This is a genomic window from Streptomyces sp. NPDC057137, from assembly GCF_042670825.1.
GTDB lineage: Bacteria > Actinomycetota > Actinomycetes > Streptomycetales > Streptomycetaceae > Streptomyces.
The window spans coordinates 389605-405451 of the sequence record NZ_JBHUUW010000001.1 but is presented as its reverse complement, the minus strand read 5'-3'; the positions used below and the strand labels follow the sequence as shown (position 1 = coordinate 405451).

At 67.9% G+C, this 15847-nt stretch carries 14 protein-coding genes and 2 pseudogenes; 10 read left to right on the top strand and 6 right to left on the bottom strand.

All coding sequences use genetic code 11. The features are described 5' to 3' along the window. Positions 1-9: 9 nt before the first annotated feature. Complete coding sequence (locus ACFT9I_RS01705) at positions 10-1218, bottom strand: cytochrome P450 (RefSeq protein WP_382559275.1); 1209 nt, start codon at positions 1216-1218, stop codon at positions 10-12. 395 nt (positions 1219-1613) lie between these two features. Here ACFT9I_RS01705 and ACFT9I_RS01700 point away from each other — a divergent pair, with 395 nt between their 5' ends. Next, positions 1614-2096, top strand: coding sequence for a hypothetical protein (locus ACFT9I_RS01700; protein ID WP_382559273.1), 483 nt, complete (start codon positions 1614-1616; stop codon positions 2094-2096). 81 nt (positions 2097-2177) lie between these two features. On the opposite strand, the gene ACFT9I_RS01695 is transcribed toward ACFT9I_RS01700, so the two are convergent. Then, positions 2178-2960, bottom strand: coding sequence for a calcium-binding protein (locus ACFT9I_RS01695; RefSeq protein WP_382559272.1), 783 nt, complete (start codon positions 2958-2960; stop codon positions 2178-2180). Between the two features lie 157 nt (positions 2961-3117). On the opposite strand from ACFT9I_RS01695, the gene hemC reads away from it, so the two are divergent. The 3 genes and pseudogenes from hemC to ACFT9I_RS01680 all read left to right on the top strand — a co-directional run. Further along, a complete protein-coding gene (gene hemC, locus ACFT9I_RS01690) occupies positions 3118-4053 on the top strand; it encodes a hydroxymethylbilane synthase (RefSeq protein ID WP_382559270.1) in 936 nt (311 codons plus the stop codon). 138 nt (positions 4054-4191) lie between these two features. Beyond that, positions 4192-5115 carry a TIGR03564 family F420-dependent LLM class oxidoreductase gene (locus ACFT9I_RS01685; protein ID WP_382559268.1) on the top strand — a complete coding sequence of 308 codons (924 nt, stop codon included), beginning with the start codon at positions 4192-4194 and terminating at the stop codon, positions 5113-5115. Positions 5116-5204: 89 nt separating this feature from the next. Then, positions 5205-6203, top strand: a pseudogene (locus ACFT9I_RS01680) (NAD-dependent DNA ligase LigA); the annotation flags it as partial. 374 nt (positions 6204-6577) lie between these two features. On the opposite strand, the gene ACFT9I_RS01675 reads toward ACFT9I_RS01680, so the two are convergent. The 3 genes from ACFT9I_RS01675 to ACFT9I_RS01665 form a co-directional block, all read right to left on the bottom strand. Beyond that, complete coding sequence (locus ACFT9I_RS01675; RefSeq protein WP_382559267.1) at positions 6578-7012, bottom strand: hypothetical protein; 435 nt, start codon at positions 7010-7012, stop codon at positions 6578-6580. Positions 7013-7183: 171 nt separating this feature from the next. Next, a complete protein-coding gene (locus ACFT9I_RS01670) occupies positions 7184-8530 on the bottom strand; it encodes a hypothetical protein (RefSeq protein WP_382559265.1) in 1347 nt (448 codons plus the stop codon). 652 nt (positions 8531-9182) lie between these two features. Beyond that, positions 9183-9767: a hypothetical protein gene (locus ACFT9I_RS01665; protein WP_382559263.1), complete on the bottom strand. Its 585-nt coding sequence runs from the start codon at positions 9765-9767 to the stop codon at positions 9183-9185. A 243-nt stretch (positions 9768-10010) separates the two neighbouring features. Here ACFT9I_RS01665 and ACFT9I_RS01660 point away from each other — a divergent pair, with 243 nt between their 5' ends. From ACFT9I_RS01660 to ACFT9I_RS01635, 6 genes and pseudogenes are all read left to right on the top strand, one after another. Beyond that, positions 10011-10193 carry a hypothetical protein gene (locus ACFT9I_RS01660; RefSeq protein WP_382559261.1) on the top strand — a complete coding sequence of 61 codons (183 nt, stop codon included), beginning with the start codon at positions 10011-10013 and terminating at the stop codon, positions 10191-10193. A 238-nt stretch (positions 10194-10431) separates the two neighbouring features. Further along, complete coding sequence (locus ACFT9I_RS01655) at positions 10432-10695, top strand: helix-turn-helix transcriptional regulator (protein WP_382559259.1); 264 nt, start codon at positions 10432-10434, stop codon at positions 10693-10695. A 168-nt stretch (positions 10696-10863) separates the two neighbouring features. Beyond that, a complete protein-coding gene (locus tag ACFT9I_RS01650; RefSeq protein ID WP_382559257.1) occupies positions 10864-11778 on the top strand; it encodes a DUF6083 domain-containing protein in 915 nt (304 codons plus the stop codon). A gap of 2 nt (positions 11779-11780) precedes the next feature. Beyond that, positions 11781-12257 carry a hypothetical protein gene (locus tag ACFT9I_RS01645; RefSeq protein ID WP_382559255.1) on the top strand — a complete coding sequence of 159 codons (477 nt, stop codon included), beginning with the start codon at positions 11781-11783 and terminating at the stop codon, positions 12255-12257. Beyond that, positions 12254-13741: a UvrD-helicase domain-containing protein gene (locus ACFT9I_RS01640; protein ID WP_382559611.1), complete on the top strand. Its 1488-nt coding sequence runs from the start codon at positions 12254-12256 to the stop codon at positions 13739-13741. The genes ACFT9I_RS01645 and ACFT9I_RS01640 overlap by 4 nt, the downstream gene beginning before the upstream one ends. A gap of 631 nt (positions 13742-14372) precedes the next feature. Next, a pseudogene (locus ACFT9I_RS01635) lies at positions 14373-14668 on the top strand (transposase); the annotation flags it as partial. Between the two features lie 827 nt (positions 14669-15495). Here the strand turns inward: ACFT9I_RS01635 and ACFT9I_RS01630 are convergent. Beyond that, entirely contained in the window at positions 15496-15798 is a 303-nt protein-coding gene (locus ACFT9I_RS01630; protein WP_382559254.1) for a PASTA domain-containing protein, read from the bottom strand. Between the last annotated feature and the right edge of the window lie 49 nt (positions 15799-15847).

Here is a 15847-nt window from a genome sequence, read left to right as displayed (position 1 = left end):
ATCAGCTCCTTACCAGGTCACCGGCAGGGCGAGCGGGTATCGCCAGATCGAGACGGTGTTCCACCGCACCTCCTCCGCCGGTACGGCCAGACGAAGGTCGGGGAAACGGGTGAGCAGTGTGCCGATGGAGACCTGGAGCACCATGCGGGCCAGGTGGGCGCCCAGGCAGTGATGGCTGCCGTACCCGAAGGTCATGTGCAGGGCGGGGTCCTCGCGGTGGAAGTCGAGTTCGTCCGGCCGGTCGTAGGCCAGCTCGTCACGGTTGGCGGTCAGATAGGACACGTGCACCGTGTCGCCCGCCTTGATGACGACACCGTCGAAGTCGACGTCCTCCATGGCCACGCGAGGGATACCGACGCCCTGGCGGAACGGGATGTAGCGCAGCAGCTCCTCCAGCGCCTGCGGGAGCAGTTCGGGCCGGGCGCGCAGCTCGGCCGCCCGCTCGGGCCGGGTCAGCAGCGTGTAGATGATGTTGCTGATGTTGTACGTGGTGGTGTCGTGACCGGTGATCACCAGCAGCATGGCCAGCACGGCGAGTTCGTCCGCGTCGAGCATCTCGTCGCCGATACGCGCCGTGGCGAGCCCGCTGATCAGGTCCTCGCCGGGCGCGCGCCGCCGCTCCGCCGTCAGTTCGGAGAAGTAGGCCCGCAGCCATGCCTTCGCCTCGACCGCCGAATTCCGGTCGGCGGCATTCATGGACATCATGTCCATGGCCCGCTGCCGCAGTTGGGGGCGGTCCGCCTCCGGTACGTCCAGCAGCTCACAGATCGTCATCAGCGGCAGCCGGTCGGCGAGATGGTCGGCGATGTCGGCCGGCGCGCCGTTCTTGGCCATGGTGTCCAGCAGGCCGTCCACGGTCCGCTGGGTCCACGGGCGCAGCGCCTCAACCTGCGGGGTGGTGAAGGCCTTGTTGATCAGCTTGCGCACCCTGTTGAGAGCGGGCGGGTCCATGAGGTTGATCGACTCGGACTGCGCGATGGGCGCCGGAGTGATCCGGGGGAAGTCCTGGCCGATCAGGGCGGCTCTGCTGAAGCGGCGGTCCGAGGTGACGGTCTTCACGTCCTCGTACCGGGTCACCAGCCAGCACTCGCCCTCGCCGTACGGCATACGCACACGGGCGACGGGTGCCTCGATCCGCATCCGGGTCATGAAGGGGTCGGGTTCCAGGGCCTCGTCATGGCGGAAGGGGCAGGTCTGTACTGAGTCCACGCCGGTCATCACAGCACTCCCATGGGCAAGGATGGTCACTCATGGTGACGTTGGCAACTCAGGGTTACTACCTTGCGGAGGGTGCCGCCATGCGCGGAGATGCCAAGCTCACCTGTACGGGTAACCGGTGCGATCAGGTGTTCACAACCGACCCATGTGCGGACGTCGAAGAGACGCGGCCGTGCGTTCGGCCATCTGCTTACGGCGCGTTTATGGCGCAGGAGGTCGCGCCCGGCGGGGCGGGGGAGCCGTCGAACGCGCCGGAGCGTGGCGTCGGGGAGCGGGGCCGCCCATGCGCTCGCCCGTTCCGGTGGAGCGGCGGACGATCAAGGTTCGGGAGGGTCCGCGGACGCCAGAACCCCAGTGGTCGGGCGTACAAGGCGCCCTCAGGTCAGGACTCCACGATGATGCGTACTCTCCTCCACGCCACCGCCGCCGCGGCGGCCCTCACCCTCGGCCTCAGCGTCGCGGCCGTCGCGGCTCCGGTGCCGGTGAAGGCCCTCAACTGCGACGGGGACACCGGCAGATGTACCGCGGACCTGCAGTTCGGTGACGGTCGTTGGAAGGCGGACTGGGGCGTGAACGTGTTCCACGCGAACTCCCGCGCGGCGGCGGTCGCCGCGGCTCCGGTGCCGGTGAAGGGGTTGAACTGTGACGGGGATACGGGGAGGTGTACCGCCGATCTTCAGTTCGGTGACGGTCGTTGGAAGGCGGACTGGGGCGTGAACGTGTTCCACGCGAACTCCCGCGCGGCGGCGGTCGCCGCGGCTCCGGTACCGGTGAAGGGGTTGAACTGCGACGGGGACACGGGGAGGTGCACCGCGGACCTTCAGTTCGGCGACGGCCGCTGGAAGGCCGACTGGCCGGTGAACGTCTTCCACCAGTGACGGACCGGTGACCGATCACTGACCGGCACGCGCTGATACGGGTCGGACGCCGGTCCGCGCGGCGGCGCGGGCCGGCGTCCGTCAGCGGACGTCCACGAAGTCGCCCGTCGCGTTCTTCGGGGCCGTGGTGGTCGTACCGGCGAAGTTCCACCGCCAGTAGCCGTCGGACGCGGCCTTCACGGTCGTACGGAGATTGCCCGTCCCGTCGGTCGTGACGGTCTTGACGGTGGTGTAGGTGTCGCTTGCCTTCGGGCGGAACTGCAGCGCCACCGGTTGGCCGGTGTATCCGGCGTAGCGGTAGGTGTCCCAGTTCGCCCGGGTCAGTTTGCCGGTGACCGTGAGGGTGCCGCCCTTCGCGACCGGCTCGGGCGCGGCGTTGACCGTGAGTACGGCCGCGCGCTTGAGCAGGAAGCCGCCCGCGTGCTTCGTGAGGAAGGAGGCGCCGTCGTTGGTGTCCACCAGCGTGTTCACGTACCAGCTGCCCGCGTTGGTGTTGCTGAGGTCGGCGTCGTCGTTGTACGGATCGAGGTGGGGATCGACGGTGAAGGTGGTGGTGCAGGCGGTCGCGGTCTCACAGAGCGCGTCGGTCGTGTAGAAGCCGACAGCGGGCCCCAACAGGTCGACGTCGGCGAGATAGAGGCCGGAGTCGTCGCTCCCGTGGACCGTGACGGTGAAGGTCTTGCGTTCGGTCGTGCCGACGACCACGTCCTTGCCGCCGTTGACGACGACGCCGGTGACCACCGGATCTGCGGGGACGGCGGCGCGCACGGGGGCGGCGGGGGCGCTGTTCGCGAATGCGGTCGGAGCGGTGAGCCCGCCGACCGCTGCGGCGACGGTCAGGACGACAACGGCGTGTCTGATCATATCAGGTATGACAGCCGAAAGCGGCAAAGGTTGCGGGCGCTGCGGCCGCTTGGCTCGTACACCTGCCCGAGACGCCCAACGTACGCTTCGCACGGGCGAGATGGGCACCCCGGGTCGGATGACCGGAGCACCGGCCCGACGCTCTATCGTGAACGCCATGTCCACCCCAGAACTGATCCGCATCGTCTCCCGCGACTCGCCGATGGCGCTCGCCCAGGTGGAGCGTGTGCGTGCCGAACTGACCGCGCTCCACCCCGGCGTCGCGACCGAGGTCGTCCCGGTCAAGACGACCGGTGACAAGTGGATGGGGGACCTCTCCCTCGTGGAAGGGAAGGGCGCCTTCACCAAGGAGGTCGACGCCGCCCTCCTCGCCGGACAGGCCGACCTCGCGGTGCACTGCGTCAAGGATGTGCCCGCCGACCGGCCGCTGCCCGCCGGGACGGTCTTCGCCGCCTTCCTCAAGCGGGACGACATCCGCGACGCCCTGGTCCACCCCGGTGGACACACCCTCGACGAACTGCCCGCAGGCACCCGCGTCGGTACGTCGTCGGTCCGGCGCGTCGCCCAGCTCGCCGCCTCCCACCCGCACCTCATCTGCGTACCGATGCGCGGAAACGCCAACCGCCGGCTGGAGAAGCTCGCGGCCGGGGAGGCCGACGCACTGCTGCTGGCCGTCGCGGGCCTGGAGCGCATCGGGCGCGGCGACGTCGTCACCGAAGTACTGCCGGTGGACCTCATGTGTCCGCCCATCGGCGCCGGGATCCTCGCCCTGCAGTGCCGGGAGGAGGACACCGACACCATCGACATCGTCTCCGCGCTCGGCGACCGGGACACCTACAAGGAAGCCTCCGCCGAGCGGATGTTCCTCCATGTCCTCCAGGGGCACTGCAACAGCCCGATCGCCGGCTTCGCGCACGCGGAGCGCAGCGGTGGCCTCTCCCTGCGCGCCCGGGTCTTCACCCCGGACGGCAAGACGGTCCTCAACGCGCACGAATGGGCCGGCCCGCTCGACCCGGCGACCCTCGGCACCTCGGTCGCCGTGGCCCTGCTCCGCCAGGGGGCACGCGAGCTGATCGATTCCATCGCGCACTGAGTTCCATCGAGCGCCAAGGGCGGCCGTTCGGCGATGAGTTGACCCGTGGAGCCGCCCCGCCGAGCTGCCCTGCCCAGCTGACACACAGCTGTCACACAGGAACGGAATGCGTGACCGGCGAGCGCTGGTTTCCCTGTCATGACTGTGGGAGTAGCACTCAACGCGACGGATTCCGACAACCAGATCGACGCCACCGTACGGCTCGCCGAGGAGGCCGCGGCGGCGGGGCTGCGGTCCGCCTGGTTCGGTCAGACCTTCGGTGCCGACTCGCCGCAACTCGCGGCGATCGTCGGACGTGAGGTACCTGCCCTCCAGGTGGGCACGTCCGCGATCCCCGTCTTCGGACGGCACCCGCTGACCGTGGCGAGCCAGGCGCTGACCGCGCAGGCGGCTACGCAGGGCCGCTACCACCTCGGCGTCGCGCTCGGCGCCAAGTTCCTCGTCGAGGGCGGCTTCGGTGTCCCGTTCGAACGCCCCGTCGCGCGGCTGCGTGAATTCCTCACCGTCCTGCGGCAGTTGACCGAGACCGGTGCCGCCGACTTCGAGGGTGAGCTGCTCACCACGCACACCCCCATCCCCGTGCGGGTGCCGGGGGCCGACGCGGGCGTGCCGCTGCTCGTCGCCGCGATGGGGCCGCAGGCGCTGCGCGCCAGCGGGGAGCTGGCGGACGGGATCCTGCCCTATCTCGCCGGGCCCCGCGCCCTGGCCGACCACATCGTCCCGGCCGTCAACGCGGCGGCGGAGGCGGCGGGCCGCCCCGCGCCCCGGATCGTGGCGATCGTGCACGGCGTGGTCACCGACGACATCGACGCGGTACGCGAGACGCTCACCGACACACTCGCGTTCTACGAGCAGATCCCGTCCTACGCGCGGGCCATCGAGCTCTCCGGCGGCAAACGAGGCGTCGACGTGGCCGTGGTCGGCGACGAGCGGACGGTGGCCGCGGAGGTCCGGCGCTACCGGGACGCCGGGGCGACGGAGGTCGTCTTCGCGGGCACGGAGATCGCCGGTGACGCCGACCGGCGCCGTACCTGGGATCTTCTCGGGGAGCTCGCCGGCTGAGCGCCCGCTCGGACTCCGCCACCGGCAAACGCCCTGGTCAGGCCCCTGTCCACAGCTCGGGCAGGGCGTTGTCAGTGGTGGGCGGCAAGATGTGGGACATGACGACACCCGCAGCCGCTCTTGTCGACGCAGCCGCCTACGCCGTCGCGGTGGACACCGCGACGAAGGCCGCCGCCGCCTACTACGCGACGGGCGAGAGCGCCCTGGACGACGACGCCTACGACCGCCTGGCACGGGGCATAGCCGCCTACGAGGAGGCTCACCCGGACGAGATCTCCGTGGACTCGCCCAGCGGAAAGGTCGCGGGCGGCACGGTGGTCGGGGACGTGCCGCACACGGTGCCGATGCTCTCCCTGGACAACGTTTTCGGCGGCGACGAGTTCACCGTCTGGGCGGCCTCCGTGGAGCGGCGGATCGGCCGGCCGGTGGAGCACTGGAGCGTCGAGCCGAAGCTTGACGGACTGGCCGTCGCCGCCCGGTACGAGCACGGCCGGCTGGCCCGGCTGATCACGCGCGGGGACGGGCTCGCGGGAGAGGACGTCTCGCACGCGATCGGGATGATCGCGGGCCTGCCCGACCGGCTCGCGGAGCCCGTCACGCTCGAAGTGCGGGGCGAGGTCCTGATGGCCACCGAGCAGTTCGAACAGGCCAACACGCTCCGTACGAGCCACGGCGGGACGCCGTTCGCGAATCCGCGCAGCGCCGCGGCCGGGAGCGTACGGGCCAAGGACCGGCCGTACCAGGTGGAGATGACGTTCTTCGCCTACGCGGCCCTGCCCCTCGCCGATTCCGGCGGCGACCTGACCGCCTCGCTCACCGAGCTGCCGCACAGCGAGGTGCTCACGCTCGTCGGGGGCCTGGGCGTGCACACGACGGCCGGCACCACGGTTCCGCCCAGGACGGTGACCGACGCCGAGGCCGTGCGCATTCGGGTGGAGGAGATCGGGGCGCTCCGCGCGGAGCTGCCCTTCGGTATCGACGGCATCGTCATCAAGGCCGACGCCGCGGCGGACCAACTGGCCGCCGGATCGGGCTCCCGCGCGCCGCGCTGGGCGATCGCGTGGAAGCTTCCGGTTCTTCCGCCAGTTTGCTGAGCTACTCTTCCTCTCTCCGATGTAGGTTTTTGCAGGTGAGGAGCCTTGACTGGCGAGCCATCAGACAACACCTGTGTTGCTCCCTTCTCCTCCGCCGCCTCCTGCCGGGGAGTACCTCGTCCGCCACCAACGAGGGGACGGACCCGGTCATTGCCCGTGCGTGATCGTTCAGACCGTAGGTACAAGGGAAGGGTGGGTGTCGACCCATGACAGTCCGCCGGGATCGAGTCGGTGTCGGGCGCGGGTGACGGCGACATAGGCCAAGCGGGCGTCGCTTCTGTTGACGGACTCCGGGATCGGGCGGCCGTGAGCGTCGTGTCGGCCCGTGTCTTTTGGTGGTGGAGAGTCGTCACCGATCTTGACGGCTGTCATTCACGGCTTTTGGCTATCTGTGCGGTGGAGACGGTCACGTCGGCGTGTTTCTCTTCGGTGATTTTGTCAACGGCATTGAGGATGGCGTCAGATCCGTGTGTGTCGACGAAGGGCTGAAGGTCGCGGCCCGCAGGGTCGAACGCAGCGTAGTCTTGCAATTTGCCCGAGGAAGCGAAGAGAACCAGTCCTGAGTGAGTGGTGCGTCGGCCTTTCTTCAAGTCGCGGGCAGCGAAGGCCAATGCCTGCAGCGTCTGTCCCACACGCGTCAGGGTGACACGATGGCCTTCGGTGAGTAGACGCATGACCTCGGTCATCGCGCCGATGCTCGTGCGGTAGAGGGTCGCGTCGGGACTGACGATGTTGCCGATTTCGGTGGTGATTGACTCACTGCCGGTCAGGCCGATGGGGGCGTCGGCTGCGCCGGCCAGCACGTCTGACCGGGTTGACGGTTCCCCACTTGGCACCGGCAAGTCTGCAGCCTCAGCTTGCCGCTCACTTCTCGTATGTGAGCAAAATGGTGTCGGGACGGTGTCGGGATGGTGTTAGGCATGTGCGGCGGTGATTGCACGTGCCTGAGTGATTTCCACAAGCGTTCCGCAGGGCTACATCGGCCGTGCCCGCCGATTACTTGAGGGCATTCGGTCCAGCTCGGCGAAGATCTGCTGTTTTAGGCAGGTGCGCGAACCCTGAATCAGGAGCCTCCCTTGCCTTGTCTCGTGCGGGGCGAGACGGGCACGGATGTACTGGTAGAGGCCAGAATGCCGACGTACCAGTTCGTCGTAGGCCTGGTCCGCTGACTGCTTGAGTCTCACATGGCTGGGATCGCTTTTCTCGGCCAGAGTCAAAGCGTCGTTGAGAGTAGTAATCAGGCGCACGCTTTCGTCTCGCCGCTGCAGCAGAGCGGAGAACAGACGCCGACGAGAATGGAGTTGTTCTAGTTGTGCAGTGCTGCGACGAGAGCCGACGAGAGGCAGGTCGTGCAGACGCTTGGTGGTGGGGTTTTCCGCAAGAGGCGCGATCTCGGCAAGGACCACTTTTAGCTCGTCGCGCCACCGGTTGAGGACGAGTGGGTGGCACAGCGCATCGTCACGACCGTCGTGCTGACCGGCGTCTGCGATGAGACGCCGGCGGAAGGCTTGGCTGTCGAGCGTCAAGACCTGTTCGACGGCTGCATTGACCGGCGCGGCGAGCCAACCGTTGGCGATACTCCGGGTGATCTTCTCTGCGATGCTCCTGATATGGATGGTCACGGAATCGGCGAGCCCGTCTGCCGCCGCGATGCTGCGGACCAAGGCTTCCTTCTCGGCACTGAGATAGCGTCCCAACCAGGCCCGTGCCAGCCGTTCCGGGTCATTGGTTTCCGACGGGAAGGGAAGGACCCCGGCTGCGGTGAGTTCGGCGATGCGCTGTTCCTTGAGGAGCCACTCTGTCTTGCGAAGCCGATGCCGCAGCGCCTGCTGCTGTTCCGCGAGCGAGTTGGTCACCTGGTCGTGCCCGATGACCAGCACGCGCATCTCACGACGGATCTGCCGGTCATGCATGGCATAGAGGAGGGCGTCCATGCTGTGCTGGATGTGGTCCGGGCCGAAAAGCACATCATCGAGATCCGTGCGTTGCGCACCAACCGCACTGGCGGTGACGACGTCGGCCAGGTCGAGGAAGCTGACGTTGATCAGATCGGACAGTTCCTGAATCGGCAGCTGCCACGGTTGAGAGTGCGGAGAACGGGTTGTCCTGAGCCCAACAGAGGAGACCCGATGGGCAATGCGCTTCTCGGGGAGCCGGACGTGCGGCTCGGTGAGATCCAGAGCGAAGCGGCAGTTGAGGTACCGGGTGGTGCGGCCGCGGTGCAAGGCGCTGATGGGTCTGTTCCGCAGGGTGCGACAAGGGAGACGCCTGGCAGCTCCACAGGTCGGACACTCGATCGTGATGATCTCGGTCGAACTCACATACCACAGAGCGTCACGTGCGGAGGTGGTGGGCGACATTCTGGCGAGACGCGGATGGTTCATGGGCTTGGGACACATGTGGGCGAAAATGCCACGCGGCGCGCGGAGAGATGCCGGGCCATGCCGCCCTGTCCCACGAACGTACCGAATCGCGGGAATCCTTGTTCCATCGTCGAACCCGCACTCCGTTCCGGAGCGCCCCTTCGAGCAGGACCAACAACGGTCGGAACGGATTTAGCATCGTGCGCCGATGGCCGCAGCCCGGAGCCGGGCGGAGGGTGGAGTGGCTGTTCGCGATCGACTTCTTCATTGTGCGGGCTCAGCAGCATTCTGCGGCCAAAGGTGGCTTGAGAACGCAGACTCGAACGCTCCTGCGGCGGGCTGGCCAGCACATTCCACCTTGCTTGCGACGGACAGGGCCGACTGCTCGCCTTCCTCGTCACCGGCGGCAAGGGCTCCGAGGCGGTCCAGAGACGGCTCGAGGGCGAGGCGTGGGCGAAGCACGTGCTTACTACGGGCAGCTACTTCTTCCACCTCCACCCGGCAACACCTGGATCGATGCCCTCCGTTAGGGATTCTGGCCACTCTCGCGGGCACGCTTTCTCAACCCAGAATCACCCTTGGGCGTGCAGCAGGTCTTAGCGCGACAGCTCTATGCCAGGAGTGCGCGCGGGGTATTGGAGGCACGAGCCCATTTCAAGTCCTCTCTGTCTTGGCTGAATTGCCATTGCGCGATTACGCCAGCGAGGGTCAGTTGGTCGAGTGCTTGGATGAGGGCGTCTGGTTCGAGGCCGCAAGCTCGATACAGGCGGTCGGATTCAGTGTTGAACTGCGCGACGCCGGGGGAATGGTGGGTGGACAGGGCCAGGAGGGTGAGGCGTGTCGCGGGCGGCTGAGGGCTCAGTTTCGGTGACGCGGTGATGCGAAGGGCCCAGTCGGCTGCCTGGCGTCGGTCGGTGCGGCTGGGTGCCTGGACGTGGGTGGCGGCGTCGAGAAGCTGGACCGTGCGGGGTCTGCGGTGTGTTCGGCCGTCGTCGGATGTCTGGAGGTGGAGCCAGTTGGCTTGTTCTAGTTCTTCCCAGATGGGCTGGTCGTAGCGCAGGCGCATGCCTTTCAGCAGTCCGGCGGGCAGGAGGGCCTGCCCGTTGTTGTCGGTGCGCAGGGCGCACTGGAGGGCGAGCAGGCGGGCCTCGGGGCTTGTGCCGTGGGGGAGGGTGGAGGCGAGGTAGCTGAGCATTTCCTGGACGCGGAGTTGCTTGGACGGGCCGCCGGGTCTTGTACCAGGTCCTTTTCTGGCTGGGCTGCGGTTAGAAGGCGGTGGGCCGGTGGTTGAGGCCGCGTGCGTGGTGTCAGGGACGACGGCGGCGTGTGCGGTGGCTGCGGCGCAGGCGGCGCAGGTGTCGGCGAGGCGCCAGGTGCGGCCGCTGCGTTCGCGGGTGAGAACGAGCAGGATCGGGCCGGCGCAGCCGCGGTGGCGTGGATGCCAGTGGCATCCGTGCTGCTGGCACTGGCAGGTCCGCAGATGGGCGGGGAGCGCCGCGCGGCGCGCGTGGCGGGCCAGGTGCGCGAGGACGTGGGACCGTGCGGAGGCCGCTGGGACGGAAGTGGTGTCGACGGTGCACTGCGGGCAGTGGAGGGCCGGCCCGCCGTGTCGGGGGCGTAGTTCGACGGTCCAACTGCGTCGGACGGTCTCGTATGGGGTGGTGCACAGCCTCATGGGGCGCGTGTTCCTCCTGTCTGGCCGCGCCGGTATGGGGTCCTTCGGTGACCTGAGGCGGGTGAGTGGGGTGGTGGGCGCACCGTAGTGCAGATCTCTGCCCTCTCGTTCGGCCTACCGCCCTGCACAAGTAGGGCAGAGGTCTGCACTGACAGGGCGGGGGTCTGCACCTTCGGATGGGGAAGTGACGATCTTCCCGCCGGACCCGAACCTCGAAGCGCTGCGCCTGGAACTGGCGCGGCTGCGGGGCGATCACGGCTGGAGCTATGACGAACTGGCCAGCCGCAGTGGCCTGTCACGGCGCACTCTCATCGAGATCGAGCAGGGCCGCACCATCGGAACCCTGGCCACCTGGCACGCCCTCGCCCACGCTCTCGGCGCCCCGCTCGACGAGCTCTTCGGCACCCTCTGTGTGGGCCACGAACCCCCGTCGCCCCAGGACGGCTAGACCGTTCAACTCGCTTTTTGCGACCGCGGGAGGACCACCCGTACCGGTGACGACCTGCGAACGCGCGAGCGAACAGCCGTACGGGTGTGGCAGTGAAAGAGGCCGTCCGGGGGACCTAACCGGCCACGACACCCCCCGGTCGGCGTGCCGCCTGGCACGTTCGCCGCCATGCACTCCACATCAGCCTCCAGCAGACGCCGCTGGGGCGGCACCCAGCCCCAGGTCCATCGCCGCCACCGTCGACTGAAGGTCGCATCGACCAGCACCAGTCGCCTCCTGCGCACCGGGCAGAGCGGCCCCTGCGCCGCGTGCGGCAACCGCGTCGAGTGGTACGACCGCATCGGCCACCAGCCCGTCGATCTCCATCCCAACGAACTGCCCACCAGCGTGATGCCGTCGGCCTGCCGCTGGCACGTCAGCTCCGGCACGGCCTACCCCGCCGGCGACGGGACCGCCTGGTGCCGGATCCCGCACCCGCTCCTGTGTCCTGGCCGCGAGACACCTGATCCGCTGACACCGCACCTGGCCGAGCTGCGCCGCCGCCTCGCACTGCGCACCCGCCGCATGATTGACACCGGCGCCTTCACCCCCACCACCGCCCAGCCCAACCCTTCCGAGTTCCAGTCGGCCGGCTGTCGCCCGGCCCGACCGGTCGTGCAGCTCCTCTACGGTCGCTACCTCGCCAACTGCCCCGTCGAAGACATCCAGTGCGTCGCCCAGACCCGCACACGTCACCGCTGCACCCACCCTGTCCTGACCCCTGGCATGCCAGCCGGCATCTGGACGCTCATGCTCGCCACCGCCGTGCGCGGGCAACTCGCCCTGCCAGGGGGTGGCATGGCGGTCTACGACCTCACCCCGCTCCCTTACGCCGAGCAACTGCGCTGGCGCACCCAGCACTGCCCCGCCCACGCCGCCACCCCTGCGGCCGCGGACCTCGCACGTGCCGACTGGGAGATCTTCGACCCGCTGCTCCATCACCAGCACATCCACCCCCGCCTGCCGCTCACCACCCCCGCTGGCGCTGGCGCCCGGAGACACCGCTGCGTTCAGCTCGACCTCCCGCAGGCCGGGGAGGAGTGACGATGCCCCGCCACGCCGTCGAGATCACCCTGACCCGGCCCGCCACCCCCACCGAACTCGCCCGCGCGACCCAGGCCCTGCCTCTCGCCGCGAACCACGACTCGACGCGCCTGATGGCGCTCATGAAAGCCGGCAACCCCGACCAGGCCCTGAACCGCGCCCGGCGCCGCCTCAAAGGACTGCTCCCCATCGACGCTCTCACCACCCACTACCCAGACCAGGAGGGACAGGTTCTTCTCTCCGTCGCCTTCAGCCCAGCCGCTGACGCCGCCGTCCGCCGTGCTGCGGAACACGAGGGCCAGGAACCGCACCAGTTCCTGGGGCAGGTCATCAGAAGAGCCCTGGAGGATCACGCCCGGCGGGAGGCCGCGGACCTGGACCACGCCCTGCGCTCACTCCTGACGCGCACTAGCCCCGACCGGCTCGTGGCCGCTGTCGGCCGCACCCTCACCCACACCACCGGAGAGCGCACGTGCTGAAACCGACCGACGAACAGGTCGCGGCCGCCGACGTCTTCCAGGTTGGCGGCCACCTGGCGCTCCAGGCGGGCGCCGGCACCGGCAAGACCAGCACCCTGGTCCTCCTCGCCACACGCACCAAGCGCCGGGGCCGCTACATCGCCTTCAACAAAGCCATCGCCCTGGACGCCGCCGCCCGCTTCCCGCTCACCGTCACCTGCAGAACCGCCCACTCCCTCGCATTCGCCGCCACCGGCCACCGCTACACCCGCCGGCTCAACGGCCCCCGCCAGGCAGGCTGGAAAACCGGCAGAGACCTCGGCATCACCAAAACAGTCCGCATCGGCGAACGCGACGTCTCCCACAAAGCCCTCTCCCACGCCGTCCTGCGCACCGTCACCCACTACTGCCACTCCGCCGACCCCCACCTCACCCGCTCCCACGTCCCGCGCCTGCGCGGCCTCGAAGACCACGCCCTCCACGCCCAGCTCGCCCACGTGGTGCTGCCGTTCGCCCGCAAAGCGTGGGCCGACCTCCAGCACCCCGACACCGGCGTCATGCGCTTCGACCACGACCACTACCTCAAGATCTGGGCACTGACCGGCCCGAGGGTCGACGCCGACTTCCTCCTCCTCGACGAGGCCCAGGACACCAACCCCGTCCTCGAACAGGTCTTCACCGCACAACGCGACCACGCCCAGCTGGTGATGGTCGGCGACTCCGCCCAGGCCATCTACGGCTGGCGCGGCGCCCGCGACATCATGACCGGATTCGACGGCCACTCCCTGTCCCTGTCCCAGTCCTTCCGCTTCGGCCCCCGCCTCGCGACCGAGGCCAACCGGTGGCTGGCCATCGCCGGCGCCCCGATCCGCCTGACCGGCACCGACACCATCCCCACCGACCTCAACCCCGTCGAATCCCCCGATGCGGTGCTGTGCCGCACCAACATCGGCGCCATGACCGAAGTCATGAACCACCTCGCCACTAGCCACCGCGTCGCCCTTGCCGGGGGCGGAGACAGCCTGCGTGCCCTGGCAGGCGCCGCCCGCGACCTTAAGGAAGGCCGCCCCACCTGGCACCCCGAACTGCTCCTCTTCGCCACCTGGGGCGAACTCCAGGACTACGCCGCACACGACCCCGCCGGCGGCGACCTGAAGCCGTTCGTCGACCTCATCGACCAGCACGGCCCCGAAGCGATCCTCGCCGCTATCGACCAGCTCACCCCCGAAGCCCACGCCGACATCACCATCTCCACCGCCCACCGCGCCAAAGGCCGCGAATGGAACACCGTACGCATCGCCCCCGACTTCACCCCGCCCAAAGACACCGACCAGAAAGACACCAACGGACGCCCCGTCCCCGGGCCCATCCACGACACCGAAGCACGCCTCGCCTACGTAGCCGTCACCCGGGCCCGCAGCCAACTCGACCTCGGAGGACTGTCCTGGATCCACAACCATCCCGAAGGACACCCCGCTCCGCAGTCGGCACCGGCGGCGCCGTGAGTCACTGACCGCCTCCTCCATCCCGAGGTAGGAGCCTCAGGACCTGCTCGACAAGGACGATCGATAGCCGCTCCTCCCACGCTGGTTCCATGAGCTGTACGTGGGACTGCCGCTCATGCCAGCGCAGCCATGCCGCGAGGCCGGACGGGTCTGGGACGAACAGCACGGGCACGGCGTGGTAACCGTCCAGACGCTCGTCCAAGTCGCAGTGCACGAAAAGTGGAAACCTCCAGAACGGTCTCCGCGCTGTTGGTCTCTGCACTCATCAAACCGCCGCTGATTGGGGCTCGGGGCGGGTTTTGTGAACTCGACATCCGGAGCCAGACTGGCAGCTTTTGGCTGAGGGCCGGGAGATCGGCGGACGACCTGACCCGCATCTCGCCGTAACTGGCTGAGCACATCAAGCGGTTCGGCGAGTACTCCAACCACGAACTCGGCATCCAGCCCGAGGAGTACGACCCGAAGCTGAACGCCGACTCACCCAGTTCCGCGAACAGGAGTCGGCCGCCTCTGGCTTCGAAACCGCCACCTGACAAGGGGATGCGCTTTCGAGGCTGCTGGCCGATGAACGGGGATCTGGCGAAGTGCTGGCCGCTAACAACGGCTACACAATGGGGTGAATCGCTCCTGGTTGCCGTGTCTGGGGCAGGAGTTGAGCGTTCGGTGCGGTGTGGGGACTTCGCCGTGGATCGTGTCGGATGAGCTGTGGGATCACATGGAGCCGCTGCTGCGGCAGCGGGAACGGCGCTTCCGCTATCTGTGTCGCAGGCCCTTGCCGGACCGGGATGTGCTGTGCGGGATCTTGTACGTCCGGGATCCAGTGAGAGTACCTGCCGCAGGAGTTGGGCTTCGGCTCGGGCATGACGTGCTGGCGTCGACCGCGCGACTGGAACGAGGCCCGCATCTGGCAGCGGCTCCACGAGGCCACGAGGTTCTGCTCGGTTGGTCCGTCCCTGGTCCGCGAAGAGCCCACAGTGACGTCCGGAGGCGCGGTTCAGCACATCAAGATCGGACAAGTTACTGCGCCCAACCCGCTGATCCTGATGTGATCGGCATATGACGGCCATGCCTCCATCGTGGAGTTACTGCGGTACAGGAGCTACAGAGGAAGATGCTGTGGGCTGCCGAGGAATACGACTTGGCAGCGAGGGAAAGTGCCTGGCCCATATGAGCCCCAGCGGCCAGCAAAGCTACTTGAACAGACTCACCCCCGGAACAGGCATTGACTTGAGCGGAACCACATTAACAGGAGATGTCTTCAGTCAGATCCTGGCGAAACTGAGAGCAACCCCTGAACAACCCCCTAAATTCGGCACGGCCATATTTGATGATTCAGTTTTCATCGACGACGTCAGGATGCGGGGAGCCATATTCTCAAAAGGATGCTCTTTCAAGTCGGCACATTTTCATGGCGAAGGCGACTTCGCCAGCGCCCGATTCTCCGCGGATTCGGACGGCGAGATGGAGCGAACGACTGCAAACGGAAGGGGTTGTCGACAGGTACCCAGTTCCCCACGATGTGAATGACCAGCGCTGCGTGGCGCCCTGCCGCCTTGGCCACGACTTCTCGCCGGGATGCTGGCCGTCATTGGTGCAAACCGAGTAGCTCCAACTGGCGCGAAGTCACCCCGATTAGTGTAGTTCGAGATGGTGTTGACCATCTCTTGCGAGGTGGCAGGGTTTCCCGTCCTGCCAGAGCTTCCTCATGTCAGCTTCGACGTAGCCGAAGCGACGGCGGACCGTAGAATGCTCTTTCAGCAGGTCTCGTCCTTCTTCACGACGTGCACGGTGACGGATGTGGTGAGGGGCAAGCGCGCAGGCGGCGGTTGCTGAGAGCAGACCTTCCAGTTGCCTCCGCGCAGCGGAAGGCGGTTGCTTTCGTGGGCGTCCTCACCGGCGAGCCGGTTGAATCCTGCGTTCTGGGCGGCCGCCCGAGCCTCGCTGAGGGTCATTCCGCGCAGGTCCGGAAGCTCGGCTGTGCGTTTCTTGCTCTGTTGGGACAGCGCTACCAGAGCGACAATGATCACGACGGTGAGGACCGCGGTGCCTTTACGCATGACTCACTCCTAGGGACATGCGCCCGCACACGGGATGCGCGGGCGCATC

Coding starts and splice junctions, on each gene's coding strand:
- ACFT9I_RS01705 (WP_382559275.1), bottom strand. CDS start 1,218: ATGACCGGCGTGGACTCAGTACAGACCTGCCCCTTCCGCCATGACGAG.
- ACFT9I_RS01700 (WP_382559273.1), top strand. CDS start 1,614: ATGATGCGTACTCTCCTCCACGCCACCGCCGCCGCGGCGGCCCTCACC.
- ACFT9I_RS01695 (WP_382559272.1), bottom strand. CDS start 2,960: ATGATCAGACACGCCGTTGTCGTCCTGACCGTCGCCGCAGCGGTCGGC.
- hemC (WP_382559270.1), top strand. CDS start 3,118: ATGTCCACCCCAGAACTGATCCGCATCGTCTCCCGCGACTCGCCGATG.
- ACFT9I_RS01685 (WP_382559268.1), top strand. CDS start 4,192: ATGACTGTGGGAGTAGCACTCAACGCGACGGATTCCGACAACCAGATC.
- ACFT9I_RS01665 (WP_382559263.1), bottom strand. CDS start 9,767: ATGCTCAGCTACCTCGCCTCCACCCTCCCCCACGGCACAAGCCCCGAG.
- ACFT9I_RS01660 (WP_382559261.1), top strand. CDS start 10,011: ATGCCAGTGGCATCCGTGCTGCTGGCACTGGCAGGTCCGCAGATGGGC.
- ACFT9I_RS01650 (WP_382559257.1), top strand. CDS start 10,864: ATGCACTCCACATCAGCCTCCAGCAGACGCCGCTGGGGCGGCACCCAG.
- ACFT9I_RS01645 (WP_382559255.1), top strand. CDS start 11,781: ATGCCCCGCCACGCCGTCGAGATCACCCTGACCCGGCCCGCCACCCCC.
- ACFT9I_RS01630 (WP_382559254.1), bottom strand. CDS start 15,798: ATGCGTAAAGGCACCGCGGTCCTCACCGTCGTGATCATTGTCGCTCTG.